At 33.9% G+C, this 19,286-nt stretch carries 16 protein-coding genes; all 16 read left to right on the plus strand.

Going from position 1 to position 19,286, the window contains the following annotated elements:
• Positions 1-29 precede the first annotated feature (29 nt).
• The 16 genes from M2098_RS01915 (at position 30) to M2098_RS01990 (ending at position 19,229) form a co-directional block, all read left to right on the plus strand.
• Complete coding sequence (locus tag M2098_RS01915) at positions 30-785, plus strand: MurR/RpiR family transcriptional regulator (RefSeq protein WP_280681236.1); 756 nt, start codon at positions 30-32, stop codon at positions 783-785.
• Complete coding sequence (locus M2098_RS01920; RefSeq protein ID WP_280681237.1) at positions 782-1,549, plus strand: MurR/RpiR family transcriptional regulator; 768 nt, start codon at positions 782-784, stop codon at positions 1,547-1,549. Before M2098_RS01915 ends, M2098_RS01920 begins: the two co-directional genes overlap by 4 nt.
• 213 nt (positions 1,550-1,762) lie before the next feature.
• Positions 1,763-2,032, plus strand: a complete 270-nt coding sequence (locus M2098_RS01925) for an ACT domain-containing protein (protein ID WP_134169650.1) — start codon at positions 1,763-1,765, stop codon at positions 2,030-2,032.
• An 11-nt stretch (positions 2,033-2,043) separates the two neighbouring features.
• Positions 2,044-3,402: a PFL family protein gene (locus M2098_RS01930; RefSeq protein WP_134169648.1), complete on the plus strand. Its 1,359-nt coding sequence runs from the start codon at positions 2,044-2,046 to the stop codon at positions 3,400-3,402.
• A gap of 143 nt (positions 3,403-3,545) precedes the next feature.
• The gene (locus M2098_RS01935; RefSeq protein ID WP_280681238.1) at positions 3,546-4,769 is read left to right on the plus strand and encodes an AAA family ATPase; all 1,224 of its coding nucleotides are present in this window, start codon (positions 3,546-3,548) and stop codon (positions 4,767-4,769) included.
• 24 nt (positions 4,770-4,793) lie between these two features.
• The gene (locus tag M2098_RS01940) at positions 4,794-5,309 is read left to right on the plus strand and encodes a hypothetical protein (protein WP_280685241.1); all 516 of its coding nucleotides are present in this window, start codon (positions 4,794-4,796) and stop codon (positions 5,307-5,309) included.
• A gap of 414 nt (positions 5,310-5,723) precedes the next feature.
• On the plus strand, positions 5,724-6,224 hold the full coding sequence (locus M2098_RS01945; protein ID WP_134169646.1) for an NAD(P)H-dependent oxidoreductase subunit E: 501 nt from the start codon (positions 5,724-5,726) through the stop codon (positions 6,222-6,224).
• A gap of 8 nt (positions 6,225-6,232) precedes the next feature.
• Positions 6,233-8,122, plus strand: a complete 1,890-nt coding sequence (nuoF, locus tag M2098_RS01950; RefSeq protein ID WP_280681242.1) for an NADH-quinone oxidoreductase subunit NuoF — start codon at positions 6,233-6,235, stop codon at positions 8,120-8,122.
• A 14-nt stretch (positions 8,123-8,136) separates the two neighbouring features.
• Positions 8,137-9,873: an NADH-dependent [FeFe] hydrogenase, group A6 gene (locus M2098_RS01955; RefSeq protein ID WP_280681244.1), complete on the plus strand. Its 1,737-nt coding sequence runs from the start codon at positions 8,137-8,139 to the stop codon at positions 9,871-9,873.
• A 432-nt stretch (positions 9,874-10,305) separates the two neighbouring features.
• Positions 10,306-10,569, plus strand: a complete 264-nt coding sequence (locus tag M2098_RS01960) for a TIGR03905 family TSCPD domain-containing protein (RefSeq protein WP_280681246.1) — start codon at positions 10,306-10,308, stop codon at positions 10,567-10,569.
• 415 nt (positions 10,570-10,984) lie between these two features.
• Positions 10,985-11,881, plus strand: a complete 897-nt coding sequence (locus M2098_RS01965) for a peptidase U32 family protein (protein WP_280681247.1) — start codon at positions 10,985-10,987, stop codon at positions 11,879-11,881.
• Positions 11,878-13,101 carry a U32 family peptidase gene (locus M2098_RS01970; RefSeq protein WP_280681249.1) on the plus strand — a complete coding sequence of 408 codons (1,224 nt, stop codon included), beginning with the start codon at positions 11,878-11,880 and terminating at the stop codon, positions 13,099-13,101. Before M2098_RS01965 ends, M2098_RS01970 begins: the two co-directional genes overlap by 4 nt.
• A gap of 12 nt (positions 13,102-13,113) precedes the next feature.
• Complete coding sequence (locus M2098_RS01975; RefSeq protein ID WP_280681251.1) at positions 13,114-14,811, plus strand: proline--tRNA ligase; 1,698 nt, start codon at positions 13,114-13,116, stop codon at positions 14,809-14,811.
• Positions 14,812-15,342: 531 nt separating this feature from the next.
• Positions 15,343-16,287 (plus strand): substrate-binding domain-containing protein, encoded by a 945-nt coding sequence (locus tag M2098_RS01980; protein ID WP_280681253.1) that lies wholly within the window; start codon positions 15,343-15,345, stop codon positions 16,285-16,287.
• On the plus strand, positions 16,274-17,758 hold the full coding sequence (locus tag M2098_RS01985) for a histidine kinase (RefSeq protein ID WP_280681255.1): 1,485 nt from the start codon (positions 16,274-16,276) through the stop codon (positions 17,756-17,758). The genes M2098_RS01980 and M2098_RS01985 overlap by 14 nt, the downstream gene beginning before the upstream one ends.
• Positions 17,736-19,229 (plus strand): response regulator, encoded by a 1,494-nt coding sequence (locus tag M2098_RS01990; protein WP_280681256.1) that lies wholly within the window; start codon positions 17,736-17,738, stop codon positions 19,227-19,229. The genes M2098_RS01985 and M2098_RS01990 overlap by 23 nt, the downstream gene beginning before the upstream one ends.
• Positions 19,230-19,286 lie beyond the last annotated feature (57 nt).

A 19,286-nucleotide genomic window follows, 5' to 3' on the forward strand; every position in this document is an offset into this window, starting at 1 on the left:
GGGTAAAGTAAAGTTATAGAGGAAAGCAAATGAAACTATTCGAACGAGTAAATGCGAATTACCAAAACTTAAATGAGAATGATTTATACATTTGGAAGATTATCTCAAAAAATCAAAAAGACTGTGTTCATGTCTCAATTGAGGAGCTAGCAAAACGTTGTAATGTATCACGTACAACAATTTTACGCTTTGCGAAGAAAATTGGATGTAAAGGATACAGTGAATTTAAGGTGCTTCTTGCACAAGAATTAGTAAAAGAGCAAGAACAAGCAGACCGCCAACAACAAGTATTTCAAGCATATGCAAATTACACAGAGTATCTAAAGACTGTAAACTTCAAACCGATTGTAGATGCAATTGCAAAAGCAAGAAATCTGTATGTATTTAGTACGGGCAATGTACAAAGTAGTGTAGCAAAAGAATTAAAACGTTCATTTCTTAATGTAAAGAAACTATTTTTTCACATTGATGATCACATGGATAAAGATGCTTTCTTACAAGTACTTCAACCGACTGATCTAGTTTTAATTATTACGTATTCTGGGGAAACGATACGAATGTTGGAATTTGCTAGACAACTAAAAATCAATAACATTCCAATGATTTCTATAAGTGTAAATAAAGATAATTCATTGACGCATATTGCAGAGCATTGCTTATTTGTAGAACCTGTAAATGTGGATAATCCTTGTGGTGCAAGATATGAAGCCTTAGTCAATTATTACATCCTCATCGATTATTTGTTGATGTGTTACATGCAAATGAAAGAAGGTGAGTTTCAATGATTCGATTAGAAGAACTCGTTCGTCAAAAATATGAAGAACTCAATGAAACGGATTTATACATTTGGCAGTATATTTATCATCATAAGCGCCAATGTAAGAAAATGAGTGTATTGGAACTTGCCCAAGTATGTAATTTATCGCACACAAGAATTTTAAGTTTTACCAAAAAACTGGGACTTGAAGGGTATAGTGAATTGAAGTTTCGCATCAAGATGGAGCTAGACGATGAATCAAAATTTGATGTGGCAATCATTGATCAGTCCATTCAAGAATTAGAACGAACGATGCATAGATTAAAGAGTATGGATTTGCATGAATGTTTAGAGAAACTTGATAAAGCCAATCGAATATTTGTATTTGCTACAGGAACTGTGCAGTATAATTTTGCGATGGAATTGAAACGAGAATTTGCATATCGTCAAAAAATCATTCATGTAATTGAAGGAGATCATGAATTAGATACCCTACTTACGTATGTAGATGCACAAGATTTCTTCATTGTTGCATCATATCAAGGAAATAACAGCACGATGATTAATCTATTAAAGTATTTAAATCGTATGCATATTCCTGTGCTTGGTGTATGTCGTGATGGGGAAAGTTATCTTGAAAAACATGCCAATTATGCAATCACCTTTACATCAAGTGATTTTCCAACTGGATATTACGATATTGAGTACAGTATTACTGGACATTTCTTCTTAATATCCAATATGCTATTTCTACGCTATCTTGAATACAAGTCAAAGGAAGAATGTGTATAAGTTAAAATTTGCATCAACAAAGGGTTCACTTTTTCAAATTAGCTGGATTTTTGATGTATATAAAATATGGATATATTAGATATAGCGGTTACATGAGCAATACAGGAAAACTAAGGCATAATTTTATTGTGTTTCTTGTGCATATTTCATATAATAGAAAAAATGAAAGTGTTCGCAGTATGAATACAATTGTTTGTAAGAGGAGGAAAAGTTATGCGCGCAGTAATAAGTGTAGTTGGAAAAGATGGAGTTGGAATTTTAGCAAACGTTTCAAACAAATGTGCAGAAGCAAAAGCAAATGTTGTGGATGTATCACAAACGATTATGGACGATATGTTCGTAATGATTATGTTAGTTGAGGTTGATCAATTGGCAACAGAATTTACAATGTTTGTTGATGACATGGAAGCATTTGGGAAAAGCAAAGGTTTAGATATTCATGTTATGCATGAAGATATCTTTAAATCTATGCACACAATTTAAGGAGTGTTTCTATGATTAATGTCGATAACATACTTGAAACGATCAAGATGATCAATGAAGAAGATCTTGATGTCCGTACGATTACCATGGGTATTTCACTTTTAGACTGTGCAGATGCCGATATAGATAAATCTTGTGAGAAAATCTACAACAAGATTACAACAAAAGCAAAAAACTTAGTGGCTGTTGGTGAACAAATTGAAAAGGAATATGGAATTCCTATCATTAATAAACGTATTTCTGTTACACCAATTTCAATGCTTGTTGCTGTTAGTGGGGGAGACCCTGTTAAGTATGCACATGTATTAGAAAAGTGTGCACAAGCTGTTGGTGTTAACTTTATTGGTGGATACAGTGCGCTTGTTCAAAAAGGGTGTGCCGCTGGAGACCGCGAATTAATGGAAAGTATTCCTCGTGCCTTAGCAGAAACAGAACATGTTTGTGCTTCGGTAAACATCGGTTCAACAAAAGCAGGAATTAATATGAATGCTGTTGAATTGATGGGACGCAAAATTGTAGAAGCTAGTGAACTAACAAAAGATCGCCAATGTATTGGGGCAGCTAAATTAGTTGTCTTCTGTAATGCACCAGAAGATAACCCATTTATGGCTGGAGCATTCCACGGAGTTGGTGAACCTGATGTTGTATTGCATGTTGGAGTTAGTGGTCCAGGTGTTGTTCGTGCAGCACTTGCCAAAGCACCAAAGGATTTACCAATGGATGAAATTGCAGACTTGATTAAAAAGACTGCATTTAAAATCACGAGAATGGGACAAATGGTTGGTAACTTAGCAAGTGAACGACTAGGTGTGCCATTTGGAATTGTGGATTTATCATTAGCACCAACACCTGCTGTAGGAGATTCAGTTGCTTACATTCTTGAAGAAATGGGTCTTGATGTATGTGGAGCATATGGAACTACTGCATGTTTAGCCATGTTGAATGACGCGGTTAAAAAAGGTGGAGTTATGGCAAGTAGTTCTGTTGGAGGACTTTCTGGAGCATTTATTCCAGTGAGTGAAGATGCAGGAATGATTGAAGCAACTCGTAAAGGTGTTTTAACTCTTGAAAAACTAGAAGCGATGACAGCTGTATGTAGTGTAGGACTAGATATGATTGTTGTGCCTGGATACACAAGTGCATCTGTGATTTCTGGAATTATTGCAGATGAAGCAGCAATTGGTATGGTGAACTCAAAAACTACTGCAGTACGTCTTATTCCAGCAATTGGAAAAGATGTTGGAGATGAACTTGAATTTGGTGGACTACTAGGATCTGGGCCAGTTATGAAAATTAACCAAACAGACTGTAGTGTAATGATTAACCGTAAAGGGAAAATCCCAGCACCGCTTCAAAGTTTGAAAAATTAGTGATCTGGATCGATATTTAAAAATATCGGTCTTTTTTAATAATTACTAAAAAATCATAAAAATGCATAGAAAAATAGAACAAAAATCATATTTGCTTTTAATTTAAACGGAAATGTCGTATACTTTAAAAGAGGTGATAAGTTATGCATGATATTACTAGACTATTATTTGTAAAAGTTTCAAATATAAAGCGATATAAAGAAAAAACATTTGAATTTAGTTGCGTGAACTCCCAAAATGTTGTGAAATATAGTTTGGATAATGATGTATTCGCACTTTCGGATAATTTTTATGTGAATAAATTAATATCTATTCTAGGAACTAATGCGTCAGGAAAAACAACGACAATAGAAATGCTAAAATTTATTTGTTTAGTTTTTCTTTGTAATAGAAATTTAAATAATATAGAAATCAATAAATTCCTAAAAACCATTTATATTGATTCACCCATTGAAGTAGATTTATTTTATACTAAGGATAAAAAGGTATATCATCTAGAATCTCGAATTATAAAAGATGATGAGGATGAAGAATTTTACTTTGTAAATGAAATAATTTTTGAAAGAAGCTTGAATACAGCAGTAAACAAATCAAACTATCGAGATAGCGATACATATAGCAAAGTCATGGAGCGTTTAACACTGAATAATGAAATGAAAGCTTTTTTAGAGTTGGATAAATCAATATCATGGATTACTATAGGCAATAAGGATCAATCAATTATTGATTTCTATGATGATAATGATTCTATTCGACTTCACACGTTAGATACATCTGTCGAAATTATACAATATTTCGATAAATCAATTGAATATGTGAAAAATGTTAGTGTTGAAAACTCACGTAAATCATTGTATCTTTTAAAATTTTATAGTTCAAATAAAGCGATGGAACTAACATATTCAGAATTATGGACAATTTTATCTTCGGGAACACGAAAAGGTTTGCTAATGTTTAACTATATAATATCTATTCTACGATCAGGTGGATACTTTGTAGTTGATGAAATTGAGAATCACTTTCATAAATCTATTATTATTGATATTATTCGTCTCTTCAGGTCTAAAGATACCAATCCAAATGCTGCTACTCTTATTTTTAGTACACATTATTCAGAAATTGTTGATGTATTAGATCGAAATGACTCAATCTATATAGCGAATAAAGAACAGAAGTCTTGCGATTTATCGCTTGTAAATCTTTCAAAGTTGCAAAAGCGAACAGATATTAAGAAAAGTGAGTGGTATTTAAATGATGCAGGGAAAGTTGGTACAACTATTTCTTACGATGCTTACATGCGATTACATAAATCAATTGTTAAGATGTTTTCTAAAAACAGAAATCAAAACAGTAAAATAGAGGAGTAAACTCTAATGAATATAATTGTATGTATGTGCGAAGGGAACGCAGAAAAAGCAATTATCGATAGATTGTTGGACAGTAATAAACTTAGGTTTAACAAATCAGAACTTCTCTATGAGCAAATTTTTGGGCGGATGACAATTGACAAATTAGTACAAAACCATTTAAATCGCGATTTTGGAGACCAAAGAATTGAGGTTGTGAGAATTATCGATAGTAAGAAAGAAAAGTTTGAGCCACGGAAAACGTTGCATCGAATGAAAATTCACTCTGTAAAAACATACTTAACTTGTCCTGAAGTTGAAATACTAATTATCATTGCTGAAAATAAGTATAGCGATTATCAGAAATACAAGAGTAAAATGAAACCATCGGTTTACTGCAAACAAATACTTAAAATGAATCAAATAAAAAAATATGATTTTATCTATAATTATTTCTCAAATGTCGATTTATTAATTTCCACGCTAATTGAGTATAAACGATTACACAATTTTGATAGAGCTGAATTATGTTTAGCAGATTTATTGCAAGATGAAATATAAGGATTCAAAAGGAACAGAACGTTAGCGTGACAAGTGTCTGTTCTTTTTAGTGCTCTTTCGCCTTTTTATGAACAATAAAGTGCACTGTGCAAACTGAATGAATCTTTTAGTACAAATAAATCGTTGTTATTGCAAAGTAGTGGATAAATCTTATTGCATAGCGATTTGGTGCAAAAGGTTGATTCTTTTTTTATTTATACTGTACAAATCCTTCAAAATAGCGTTTTCTTGATGAAAATTGCACATGTTATGAAAGGCGTACTGTACATATTTTATAGTTACCTTTAACTAACAAAAATACTGATAAATAAAGGATTGGTAGTGCTTTCAATCTTTTGCTAAAGTTGTGGAAAACTGAACTTATTTATACTATAATAGTCTATGAGCGCATAAGAATTTTAAGGAGGATCGCGAATGTCAGAAAAAGTCGTTCCGTTTCAAGGAACTAAAGAGCAAGAAGATTTGCTTAATGAAGTGATTGCTAAACATAAAGATCAACGCGGTGGGTTAATGCCTGTCTTGCAAGAAGCGCAAGAAATCTATGGGTACTTACCTTTAGAAGTGCAAAAAATGATCGCTAACGGTTTAGATAAATCATTATCTGAAATCTATGGAGTAGTTACATTCTACTCACAGTTCTCACTCGTACCAAAAGGTAAATACAAAATTAGTGTTTGTATGGGGACTGCATGTTACGTAAAAGGTGCAGATAAAGTATTGGATGAAATCCAAAACAAATTAAACATCAAAGCAGGTGGTTGTACAGAGGATGGATTATTCTCAATTGATGCAACTCGTTGTGTTGGTGCTTGTGGTTTAGCACCAGTTATCTTAGTAAATGAAGATGTTTACGGAAAGGTTACTGTTGAAGAAGTTGACGGTATCTTACGTAAATACAGAGATATGGAGGCGTAGGGAAACATATGGATTTCGAAACATTACAAAATATTAAAAAACGTTATGAAAACGTGGTTCACGTACGTCAAGCATTAAACTCTCATGAGGCACTAGTTCAAGATAGTGAATATGAAAAACAAATTGTTATTTGTGCAGGTACAGGATGTACTTCATCAGGTTCACGTAAACTAGCTGACCAAATTGATACAGTATTAGCTGAAAACAACTTAACTGATAAAGTATTAGTTGTAAAAACAGGATGTTTTGGTTTATGTGCGCTAGGACCAGTCGTACTTGTTTATCCAGAAGGAGTATTCTATTCACAAGTAACTCCAGAAAGTATGGATATTATTTTAAATAAACACATTATCGGGGGAGAAGTGTGTACAGACTTATTATATGAAGATACAGTAAGTCCTGAAGGTAAAGTGCTTCCTCTACAAGATACAGATTTCTATAAGAAACAAAAACGTGTTGCTTTAAGAAATTGTGGGGTTATTGACCCAGAAAAAATTGAAGAATACATTGCAACTGATGGATACCAAGCGTTATACAAAGCTCTAACGGAAATGACTCCTGAAGATGTAATTGACACAATAAAAGCCAGCGGACTAAGAGGACGTGGAGGGGGAGGATTCCCTACAGGTCTTAAATGGTCATTTGCGGCTAGAGAAGAAAATAGTACAAAATATGTAGCATGTAACGCTGATGAAGGGGATCCAGGAGCATTCATGGACCGTTCAATTCTTGAAGGTGATCCACATGTTATTATTGAAGCAATGGCATTAGCTGCTTACGCAATCGGAGCCAACCATGGTTTCGTATACGTACGTGCTGAATACCCAATTGCTGTACAACGTTTACAAATTGCGATCGACCAAGCACGTCGTGACGGATTCTTAGGAAAAGATATTTTCGGAACTGGATTCGACTACGATATGGAAATTCGTTTAGGAGCTGGAGCTTTCGTTTGTGGGGAAGAAACAGCACTTATTACAAGTATTGAAGGTAACCGTGGAGAACCAAGACCACGTCCACCATTCCCTGCTGTTAAAGGGTTATTTGGTAAACCAACAGTACTTAACAACGTAGAAACATACTCTAACGTGCCACAAATTATCCTTAAGGGAGCTGAATGGTTCTCTAGCATGGGTACTGAAGGTGGTCGTGGAACAAAAGTATTCGCTATCGGTGGTAAAGTTAAAAACGTTGGTCTAGTGGAAGTTCCTATGGGAATCACATTAGGTGAAATCGTTAACGAAATCGGTGGTGGAGTACCAAACGGTAAAAAATTCAAAGCTGCACAAACAGGAGGACCTTCTGGAGGATGTATTCCTGCAAGCCAAATGGATGTTGCAATTGACTTTGATAACTTAGTAAAACTTGGATCGATGATGGGTTCAGGTGGACTTATTGTGCTTGATGAAGACACATGTATGGTGGATATTGCGAAATTCTACTTAGACTTTACAGTTGATGAGTCTTGTGGAAAATGTACACCATGTCGTATCGGTACAAAACGTCTATACGAAATTCTTGAAAAAATTACTTCTGGAAATGGAGAACTTAGCGATTTAGATACTATTGAAGAATTATCTAAACAAATGCAAACGTCTTCACTGTGTGCTTTAGGGCAAACAGCAAGTAACCCAGTAGTTTCTACACTAAAACACTTTAGAGATGAATATTTAGCACACATCGTGGATAAAAGATGTCCAGCAGGTGTATGTAAAGACTTACTACAATATTCAATCATCGAAGACAAATGTATTGGATGTACAGCTTGTGCACGTAAGTGTCCAGTAGGTTGTATTGCAGGTGAAGTGAAAAAACCTCACGTCATCGACCAAAGCAAATGTATCAAGTGTGGTGCATGTATGGATGCATGTAAGTTTAGTGCAGTAGTGAGAGGGTAATGAAGGAGGTAAATATGAGCGATATTAATTTAAAAGTTAACGGTATAGATGTAACTGTTCCTAAAGGAACTACCGTTATGAGCGCTGCTAAATTAGCAGGTGTAGAAATTCCTTCATTATGTTACTTACGTGAAGTAAGTGCGATTGCTTCATGTCGTATTTGTGTGGTAGAAATCAAAGGTCGTAAAGGTTTAACGGCTTCTTGTGTATTACCAGCTGAAGAAGGAATGGAAGTTTTTACAAATACAAAAACTGTACGTGATGCAAGAAAAGGTAACTTAGAGTTATTACTTTCTGATCACAACAAAAAATGTTTATCTTGTGTTCGTAGCACAAACTGTGAATTGCAAGAATTATCTAGAGAATACGGAGTTGAAGAAGACAAATATCCAAACACTGGAGTTCGTTATGAAATCGACAACTCAAGTGAATATGTCGTTCGTGACAACAACAAATGTATCTTATGTCGTCGTTGTGTAAGTGCTTGTGTGCAAATGCAAGCAGTTAATGCGATTGGTGCAATTGACCGTGGTCACAATACACATATCGGATGTGCGTTTGAACGCAACTTAGAAAACTCTCCTTGTGTTGGATGTGGGCAATGTATTGTTGCTTGTCCAGTTGGTGCACTTTCTGAGAAAAACCACGAAAAACAAGTTTGGGATGCAATTAGTGACCCTAACAAACGTGTTGTAATGTTTACAGCACCAAGTGTTCGTGCACAAATTGGTGAAGCATTCGGTATGCCGATTGGAACAAACGCTGAAAGCCAAATGATCGCTGCTAGCCGTCGTTTAGGATTTGATGCAGTATTTAACATGGATGTTACAGCTGACTTAACAATCGTTGAAGAAGCTAACGAACTTGTTGACCGCGTAAGTAACGGTGGTGTATTACCAATGTTTACTTCATGTTGTCCAGGATGGGTAAAATTTGCTGAGCACAACTACCCAGAAATGTTACCTAACTTAAGTACATGTAAGAGTCCTCAACAAATGTTTGGTGCATTGTTGAAATCTTACTACTGCGAACAAGAAAACATCGATCCAAAAGATCTATTCGTAGTATCAGTAATTCCATGTACAGCTAAGAAATTCGAAGCAAAACGTGGAGAACAACACTGGCAAGATGACCAAGATGTTGATGTAGCATTAACAACTCGTGAACTTGCACACATGATTAAGGAAGCAGCTATCCAATTTGAAAAATTAGATGGTGAAGACTTCGATAATCCATTCGAATGTGGTTCTGGAGCAGGAACAATCTTCGGAGCAAGTGGTGGAGTTATGGAAGCTGCACTTCGTACAGCTGGACGTATCATTGATCCAACATTTGATAAAGTTGAAATCAATGAAGTTCGTGGTACAAAAGGTATTAAAAAAGCCACTTACAAAATGGGTGACTTAGAAGTTAAAGTTGCAGTAGTTTCTGGATTAGCTAACGCAAGAAAGTTAATGAAAGAAATCGAAGAAGGAAAAGAAGAATTCCACATGATCGAAGTTATGGCATGTCCAGGAGGATGTGTTAACGGTGGTGGACAAATCATTCCACGCGACAAAGTTAGAAACAACATTGATGTTCGTACAGAACGCGCAAAAGTTCTATACAAAATCGATGATTCTGACAAATACCGTGTATCTCACGAAACACCAACAATTACAAGAATTTACGATGAATTCCTTGGTAAACCAGGACATGGTAAAGCACACGAATTGTTACATACAACATACGTGAAACGCGAAAAGTTATAGAATGAAGAGATGGACCTGAAAGATGGTTCATCTTTTTATTTAATGAGTTAGCCTACAAGATCTCGTTGACGATGTAAAATCGTATCAACCAATAAAGAGAAGTCGGTCAGTTCTTTAGTTAATAAAAGTAAATGTATCGAAAATTAATATAACCATTGAGTAGGGATTTGTTTAGATTATCTATTGTATGTTAAGCGTTATAAACGAAAAAAACTCACATATTGTGAGTCTTTTTCTGCCTCTTTGGGCCATTTACACAGTTATTTTAATGTATTTGCTAAATAAAGCAAACACCATTTTTGGATATTTGAGTTACAGGTGAAGATGGAATAGTTCTAAATCTTACTTATTCAAGAATTTGTAAGAAAACAATTGATAATTTGCCAAAGTATAGTAAATTTATATTTATGAGAAAAAGAAGTGAGGATGAATATGCATTATGAATATAAAACACGAAATACGTGTTCACAGAAAATAAGTTTTGATTTAGATGGGAATATAGTAAGTAATATTGAATTTGAAGGTGGTTGTAATGGGAATTTACAAGCTATTTCAAAATTATTAGATGGAACAAGTGTTGAATTAATTGAAGAAAAATTACTTGGGAATCTATGTGGGATTCGTCAAACATCTTGTACAGATCAACTTGCTAAAGCAGTAAGAAAAGCATTTGATGATAATAATGCAAAATGCTAGAATCAGGAAGTATTGAAAATCGTTGACAAAGATAAGGATTGTTAATATAATCATAACAAGGAAAGCGCTAGTCTGTCTAAGGGCTTCTAGTGCGCAGAAACCTCTGGATGGCAAAGGATTGCTTGAAGGGGGTTTTTGTTTTGTATAAGGAAGAATGTAAATTAAAGCCTTTTTTCAGTTTGGATGAACAAATTGAACGCCTTAAAGCGCGAGGATTGACTATTGATGATGAGTGAATTTGGATTTCCGTGCAATTTCTTTGAAAATTACAGTAAGACTAATAAGATATCTAACGTATGATGTGTTCTTATTGTAACTTCACTTATGCGAATGAGTGAAATATATAATTTAAATTATATTAAAAGGTAAAACCTAAAAATTGACAGATAGATTGTAGTATAATAGTATAGCAAATATGAAAGAAAATATTATTGTTTCGCCTTATACATTGGCGGATATTGAAAAATTAAATGAAGCGGGAGCGACATCAATTCTTGTTGGGATTGATGCTTTTCCTTTTGCCTCAACGATATATGTAAGTCATGATGAATTGCTGGAAGCTAGAAGACTAACCAAAGCATTGGGGATGAAGCTCTATGTGAATGTAAATGCATTCTTTATGGAACGTGATTTGGATCGATTGCTTGAAGAACTTGCCTTTATTAAAGAAGTAGGTGTTGATGGTATTTACTTTACAGATTTAGCTGTATATACACAAGCAAATAAACTGGATATGACAGTTCTATTAATCTACAATCCAGACACATTACTAACCAATCATTTGGATGTGCAAGAGTATTTAAATCTTGGCTTACAAATGTGTACACTTGCTAGTGAAATCACACTAGAGGATATTGTATCTATTGCTTCTAAAGTACAAGGTCGTGTTGAAGTTATCATACATGGAAGACTGAGTATGATGCACTCAAAACGGACATTGCTTACAAACTATATGAAGTTTATTGATAGTGAACATAAAGTATATGAAAATAAAGACTTGTATTTGATTGAAGAAAAACGTGATGATCATATGCCAATATTTGAAGATGTTAGTGGTACACATATGTACACTGGATTTACACTTGCTAGCTTTGAAGAAATAGAAGATTTTGTTGGTGCAGGTGTGCATGATTTTCGAATTGAAAGTATGTTTTATACAATAGAAGAACTTTGTCGAATCATTAAAGACTATCGTTATGTACTTGAACAACCTGAAAGTGGTCGTGCATTTTATCAAGAGTATGAAAGAAATCAAAAAGATCGTAATATAACCAAAGGATTTTTATATACAAAGACAGGAGCAAAAAAATGAGAAAGGTTGAATTGTTAGCACCAGCTGGTGATTTAGCCAGACTGAAGATTGCCGTGCGCTATGGGGCAAATGCTGTCTACCTAGGTGGTAAGAAGTTCTCGTTACGTTCACGTGCAAGTAATTTTGATATTGAAGATATTGCAGAAGGTGTACAGTTTGCTCACGCACATGGAGCACATGTCCATGTAACGGTAAATATGTTGCCACACGAAGAAGATCTAGAAGGACTAGAAGCTTACTTAAAAGATTTAGAACGGGTAGGCGTGGATGCCATTATTGTAGCTAGTTTTCATATCATGAAACTAGCAAAGCAAGTCGCACCAAATTTGGAAGTGCATGTAAGTACACAGCACTCAAGTACCAATAGTGGTGTTATTGATTTCTATGAAAAACAAGGAATGAATCGTGTCGTACTTGCTAGAGAGTGCACACTAGATGATGTAAAAGCAACGATGCAACATGCAAAACTTCCTGTGGAAGTATTCATTCATGGTGGAATGTGTATTTCGTATTCAGGTAGATGTACGATGTCCAATTCGATGACACTACGTGATGCAAATCGTGGAGGATGTGCACAAAGCTGTCGTTGGAAATATAAACTCTATGATAAAGATGTTCCAATTTATAAAGAGGATCATCTATTCTCCATGAGTAGTAAAGACTTGAATGCGATGCGTTTTTTACCAGAATTAATTGATGCAGGTGTTGCAAGTTTTAAAATTGAAGGACGAATGAAAAGTCCATATTATTTAGCTACTGTGGTACGTAGTTATCGCAAACTTATTGATACTTACCAAGAAACTGGACAACTAACAGATGCTGATTTTGCTTGGGTGGTTCGCGAACTAGCCAAAGCAGAAAATCGTTTAACAGGACCTGGTTTCTATGCAGGTTTACCGAAGATGGAAGATCATCTATATGGTGTTAATGGTGCTGGAGTGTCACAAGAGTTTATTGCATATGTTCTTGACTATGATCAAAAGACACAGATGGCAAAATTAGAAGTGCGTAATAATTTTAAGATTGGTGATGAAGCAGAGGCTTTTGGACCAAGTTTAGATAACACTAATTTTAAAGTTGATACATTGTATGATGAAGATGGAGAAATCGTGGATGTTGCACGAAATCCAATGCAAGTTTTATACACAAAAGTAGATATAAAACTGCAAAAACATGATATGATAAGAAAAGTTATGACAAAGCGAGAAAAAGTATATTAGGAGGTAATTGTTATGAGACTAAAAAATAGTTTCTTCTATACGATCCGCGAGGATAGTAAAGATGAAGAAAGCCGCAGTGGAAATTTACTTGTCCGTGCGGGGATGATTAAAAAAAGTAGTGCAGGGTTCTACATGACAATGCCCATGGGTCAACGCGTAATTCGTAAAATTGAAGACATCATTCGTGATGAAATGAATAAAGCTGGGGCACAAGAATTAACGATGCCTACGGTTATCCCAGAAGAAGTATATGAAAACAGTGGACGTCGTGAAGCATTTGGTTCAAACATGTTTGCTTTACGTGACCGTAATGATAAACGTTATGTCTTAGGTCCAACACATGAAGAATTATTTGCCATGGCTGGAATGATGGATGGATCAAGTTATAAAGATTTTCCATACAACCTATACCAAATTCAAAATAAATTCCGTGATGAAACTAGACCAAGATATGGATTAATTCGTACACGTGAATTTACAATGAAAGATGCATATTCATATGATGTGGATTTAGCTGGACTAGATGTATCTTACCAAAAGATGTTTGATGCATACTGTAATATTTTTGATCGTATGCATTTAAATTATAAAATTGTACAAGCAGATACAGGAGCGATGGGAGGACTTTTAAGTGAAGAATTCCAAGCCATCACGGAAATTGGAGAAGACACTGTAGTTCTTTGTGACTCATGTGATTTAGCAAGTAACTTAGAAATTACGCCAGTTGTAATTCAAGGTGGTCCAAGTAATGAAGCAGAACTTGCCTATGAAATGGTAGAAACACCAAATGCGAAGACTATTGAAGAAGTTGCTGCATTCTTTAATCAACCAGTAACAAGTTTTGTGAAAACATTAATCTACAATGTAGATGGTGAACTATACGCTTTCTTGATGAAAGGGGATCGTGAACTTAACGAAACAAAAGTACTTAAATTACTAGGTGCTAATGAAATGGAACTTGCTACATTTGATGAGGTGGAACAAGCAACCCATGCAAAAGTTGGATTTGCTGGTCCAATCGGTCTAGAAATTAAAGTTGTAATGGATAATGAAGTTGCAAATATGAAAAACTTTATTACAGGTGCAAACAAAACCGATCACCACTACAAAAATGTAAACGTAAAAGATTTTGATGTATATAAACAAGCAGATATCGTAAGTGTACATGAAGGAGATGTATGTCCTAAATGTGGTGGTAAATTGAATTTTGCACGTGGTATTGAAGTTGGGAATACATTTAAATTAGGTACGAAATATGCAGAAAGTATGAACTTCAACTATCTTGATAAAGAACAAAAACTGCACCCAGTTGTCATGGGAAGTTATGGTATTGGAGTGCAACGTTGTATGGCTGCGATCGTTGAACAGTTCAATGATGAAAATGGAATTGTTTGGCCAATGAGTGTCGCACCTTATCAAGTTGAAATCATTATCGTGAATCTAAAAGATGAAGCACAAGTAAAACTTGCGGATGCATTATATGAAGACTTACAAGCACAAGGTGTTGAAGTATTATATGATGATCGCGATGAACGAGTAGGTGTAAAATTCAAAGATAATGAACTTATTGGAATTCCTTTACGTATCACAGTTGGTAAAAAAGCTGGGGAAGGTATTGTGGAGTTCAAAACACGTACAACAGAAAAAGAAGAAATTGCTTCAAATGAAGTTGTCTCATTTGTTAAAGAGAAAATTGCTGAAAGTATGTAATTTATTTTATATAGATTCAGCTAATAATATGTTAAGTCAGTTTGATTACTTTAATCACTCTGGCTTTTTATTTATCACACTATTTAGTATTTCATTAAATCTTCTAACTACATGAAAAGAATCACACAAATTGATGCTCTAACTAGCTAAACAAATGCAATATTAGAAAAAGTCGAATTATGTAATTATAATAGTGTATGAAGATTTTTTTTGGTCCTTGAAAGTAAATGGATTACTTTCAATAAAGGAAGCGTTGCAATGCTTACATAAATATCTTCTGCAATCATAGAAAATAGTACTATCCTGATTCGTCAAAATGAATGGGATTTTTTGTATAGTCTTTGATATACAGGATAGACTAATCAAACTTAGTTAAGTAAGGCTGTATTAAAATATTAGAAATGTACAAAATTGTAGAGATCACGCGGTAGCGTTTTAATAGTCAGATACACTTGACAATTTGTTCAAAATATAGTGTAATTTCAAAAGATTACAATTCATAAGTATGTGTGCAAACCAGTTGGAGGTAATATGAGAAAAGTCATTTTTTTCATTATTCTTTTACTAGTGTCTTGCACGCCAAGTAAAAGCAATAATGAAACAGAAGAATATTATTTTTTGTTTGCAACACCATTAAAAAATCATGAAGTTTGGCTTAGTGCAAAGTCAGGTTTTGAAGATGCTTGTAAAGAGTTGAATGTAAATTGCGAATGGACAGGTCCTTCCACAATAAGTTTGTCAGAAATGGAAGATACGTTGAGAATTGGTGTGTTACAAGGTGCACACGGTATTATCACGCAAGGAGTTATTAGCGAAGAAGCAATTATGTATGCTAATGAGAATGAAGTTCCACTTGTCTTTGTTGATGCGGATAAGGAGAGTTCAAATCGTTTGTCATTCTTGGGAAAAGACTTTAACAAACAAGCAAATTTACTTTTAAATGATATTGAAAAACGCTTAGGAAAAGAAACTCACTTGAAAATAGCTATCCAGGTTGCTGAGATAGATTTTGATATTGCTCAAAAGCAAATTCAAGAAATTAGGGAAGTATTTCAATTGCATCCTGGTGGATATCATATTCAGTCAATCAGTGAATCAAAATCAGAGTCACTTAGAGCAAAGCAAGAATGGCAAGAAGTATTTGCGTCAACGGATGTAAATGTGGCTATTAACTTTGCAGGAGAGTCTGCAATTACATGTGGTGAAGTCGCAAAAAGTTTACACTTAAAAGATCAAATTCTTGTATATGGTGTAGATGATATGCCACAAACAATAGAAGGAATACAAAATGGCATTATCGATGGAAGTGTAGTCACTTCATTTTATGAGTATGGGTATCAAGCAGTTCACCAACTTTATGCGTTTCAAAAGACAGGGAAACTCCCTAGCATAGGAAACAATAGTATTAAGTTAATGTTAGTGAACCAAGATAATTATCAAACCTATAAAAAGGAACTTAGTGATGTCAGCAAATAGAAAAAGAAGTTTTAAGCGCTCTGTAATGAAATTGAATATCGTGTGGGTTACGATATCGATAATTTTACTAATACTTGTATTATTTATGAATCGTACAGTTGTAGATATGTATGACAACACACTTCATATGTATAGCAATCTAAGTGGTTTTTATTCAAAGATTGAAGATGTAAATCAAAATGTAAAAAGTTACTTATATGCTCCAAACACAAATAATTTAGAACAATATGAGCAGTCAATTATTCAGGCAAAACATTTTGCATCAAAACTATATGATCAAGCAAATGATCAAACAAAATGGAAATTTCATTTGTTGGAGAATATGGTTTTGATGCATGAAAAATCTATAAGCACATTATTTCAAGCTGTTGAAACAAATGATGCTTCATACGCAGAAAGTTACAATAGATTCGATTCTGAATATCGCTTAATTACGAAGACGTTTACAGATTACTATAATATCGTAGACAAGCAGGTTGCTATACAAACTATTCAGATAGAAAGTAATGAGCAAATGATAGTTATTGCGTCTTTGTTATTGACGGGGATTGTGATTTTTGTGCTGTTATCATATGCAAGATACATTGTATATTCAATTACTGCTCCAATCTATACAATTATAAATAATATGAAATTGGTAAAAGAAGGAGATTATGATTTATCTGAAATTTCTAATAACTATGCAGAAATAGATACTTTATGTATAGCGTTAGAGGATATGGCAAGTAAAGTAAAAAGTAATATGCAAAATGAAAAGGATAAGTTATATCTTCAGCAGCAATTATTTGCTCAAGAAAAGGAAAATCTTAAAAAAGATGAATTACTTGCACAAAGTGAATTACGAATGCTACAGAACCAAATAAACCCGCATTTCTTATTTAATACAATGAATGTTATATTCAAAACTGCTCAGAAGGAACAAGCACATGTAACAAGTGATATTGTCGCAAAAACAAGTGAGGTTCTTCGCTATGCGTTGGATAATGCAAATCATATGAGTGATTTAAAGTCCGAAATTGAATCGATTCGCAATTATATTTATATTCAAGAAAAAAGATTTCAAAATCGTATTCGGTTTGTTTTAGAAGTTGATAAGCGGATACCCAATATACCTTTACCTGGACTTTTGATTCAACCATTGGTGGAAAATTCTGTTATTCATGGATTAAAGGATACGATGAAAGATGGTGAAATTCATATTCAAATTTACTTTCAAGATAAATTATATATTTGTGTTAGTGATAATGGAGTTGGAATGGATACATTATTATTAGAGAAACTCGTGATTAATGATTTCAAGAAGATTGATCGTAAAAGCGGACTTGGTTTATATAATGTGATTCAGAGAATCCGTAGATTATATGGAATTCGCGCAAATGTTGATTTTCAAAGTTATGAAGAATGTGGCTTTGAAGTATGTATAGAAATAGAGGTGGATGAAGATGACTATGTTTCGCATATTAGTGATTGAGGATGAAGAAATTGAAAGACAAGCACTTGTTCGATTACTTAAAGAGAGATTTTCACATTCGTTAGAGGTCTATCATGCAAGTAATGGAATTGAAGGGCTTCAAAATTATTACAAGTATAAGCCTACGATTGTTTTATCAGATATTAATATTCCAGGTATGAATGGACTAAAATTACTAGCGAAAATCAAAGAAGACAATGCACAAACAAGTTGCATCGTCTTAACTTCATATAACTATTTTGAATATGCACATGAAGCAATCAAATTGGGTGTAGAAAACTTCTTACTTAAACCAATTCAAGATGATACATTATGCAATAGCATACAACAAGTATTAGATACGATTCGACATAAAGCAAATAATGATACGCAAGCTAGTCAACTCGTGTCAAAAATGGAAGCGATGAAACCCATTTTAGAAAGTGATTGTATTCAAGGAATTGTTGAAAACTCAACCAGTGAAGAATTGAAACGAGTATTTCGTTTATTGAACATTATTCCTAAAGATGGATTTGCTATTGTACTGAAAAATGTTAAAGGAATAAAATCAGTTGCATTACGATATATAAAAGAGATTAGAGAACTTGGTTACTATTGCATGAAAGATAATTATTATGGGTATCTTATTATTTTCGTACTAAGTGTAAAAGCAATAGATGAAGACGAAAGAATGCAAATGGAAGTGAACTTGAATCGATTTTTTAGAAATCATAAAAGTGTTGGAATTGGAACTATCGCAAAAAGTGTTGATGAATATCATCAATCGTTTCTTATTGCGATTCAGCAAATGGGAAATGCAATTACACTGAAAGCAAGTACCCAGCAAGTGGATGTTAATGAAGTCTTTGATGTAAAGAGATTTTGTGAAACGTTAGTTCACGATTTTGTGAAACTTGATGCTGCAACAATTAAGGAAAAGATTGATTCATTTTACATGCAAATTATTTATTATGATGCACATGCACTTGTACAGGTTTTAAAGGATTTTCAAACGATTCTTATTTGTACGGTGAACAAAGAATTCAATGCAAAAATCACAATAGATGATTTAGATTGTCCGATTACAATTCATGAAACGACATTGTATTCAAATGTGAATAAGCAGTTACAAATGTTAGTTGAAAATTTATTTTTTATGACAAGAAATGATATTTCATCACATACATTGGTTAGAAAAGCTGTGGCATACATTTCACTGAGGTATACAAACACCATTACCCTAAGTCAAGTTGCAAGTTATTTAGATGTCACACCATTTTATCTCAGTCGATTGTTAAGTACGCATCTACATAAGACATTTACAGATTTAGTCACAGAACTTCGTATAGAAAAGTCGAAAAAACTCTTATCTGAAGACAAGAAAATAAAAGAAATTGCCTATGCTTTAGGGTTTAAAAGTCAAAACTATTTTACAAAGGTTTTTAAGAAAGTAACTGGGATAACACCGATGGAATACAAGCAAAAAGTATAGTGTATTAAATTGCTAATTTTTGTAGCAAATTGCTACACTTTACCTTATATAATGTAA

Source organism: Breznakia sp. PFB1-19, from assembly GCF_029893935.1.
Lineage (GTDB): Bacteria > Bacillota_I > Bacilli_A > Erysipelotrichales > Erysipelotrichaceae > Breznakia > Breznakia blatticola.

What these genes read in the sequence shown, in the direction of transcription:
- M2098_RS01935 (WP_280681238.1), top strand. Translation starts at nt 3,546, where the DNA reads ATGCATGATATTACTAGACTATTATTTGTAAAAGTTTCAAATATAAAG.
- M2098_RS01960 (WP_280681246.1), top strand. Translation starts at nt 10,306, where the DNA reads ATGCATTATGAATATAAAACACGAAATACGTGTTCACAGAAAATAAGT.
- M2098_RS01940 (WP_280685241.1), top strand. Translation starts at nt 4,794, where the DNA reads ATGTGCGAAGGGAACGCAGAAAAAGCAATTATCGATAGATTGTTGGAC.
- M2098_RS01915 (WP_280681236.1), top strand. Translation starts at nt 30, where the DNA reads ATGAAACTATTCGAACGAGTAAATGCGAATTACCAAAACTTAAATGAG.
- M2098_RS01985 (WP_280681255.1), top strand. Translation starts at nt 16,274, where the DNA reads ATGTCAGCAAATAGAAAAAGAAGTTTTAAGCGCTCTGTAATGAAATTG.
- M2098_RS01990 (WP_280681256.1), top strand. Translation starts at nt 17,736, where the DNA reads ATGTTTCGCATATTAGTGATTGAGGATGAAGAAATTGAAAGACAAGCA.
- M2098_RS01980 (WP_280681253.1), top strand. Translation starts at nt 15,343, where the DNA reads ATGAGAAAAGTCATTTTTTTCATTATTCTTTTACTAGTGTCTTGCACG.
- M2098_RS01965 (WP_280681247.1), top strand. Translation starts at nt 10,985, where the DNA reads ATGAAAGAAAATATTATTGTTTCGCCTTATACATTGGCGGATATTGAA.
- nuoF (WP_280681242.1), top strand. Translation starts at nt 6,233, where the DNA reads ATGGATTTCGAAACATTACAAAATATTAAAAAACGTTATGAAAACGTG.
- M2098_RS01930 (WP_134169648.1), top strand. Translation starts at nt 2,044, where the DNA reads ATGATTAATGTCGATAACATACTTGAAACGATCAAGATGATCAATGAA.
- M2098_RS01970 (WP_280681249.1), top strand. Translation starts at nt 11,878, where the DNA reads ATGAGAAAGGTTGAATTGTTAGCACCAGCTGGTGATTTAGCCAGACTG.
- M2098_RS01945 (WP_134169646.1), top strand. Translation starts at nt 5,724, where the DNA reads ATGTCAGAAAAAGTCGTTCCGTTTCAAGGAACTAAAGAGCAAGAAGAT.
- M2098_RS01975 (WP_280681251.1), top strand. Translation starts at nt 13,114, where the DNA reads ATGAGACTAAAAAATAGTTTCTTCTATACGATCCGCGAGGATAGTAAA.
- M2098_RS01925 (WP_134169650.1), top strand. Translation starts at nt 1,763, where the DNA reads ATGCGCGCAGTAATAAGTGTAGTTGGAAAAGATGGAGTTGGAATTTTA.
- M2098_RS01955 (WP_280681244.1), top strand. Translation starts at nt 8,137, where the DNA reads ATGAGCGATATTAATTTAAAAGTTAACGGTATAGATGTAACTGTTCCT.
- M2098_RS01920 (WP_280681237.1), top strand. Translation starts at nt 782, where the DNA reads ATGATTCGATTAGAAGAACTCGTTCGTCAAAAATATGAAGAACTCAAT.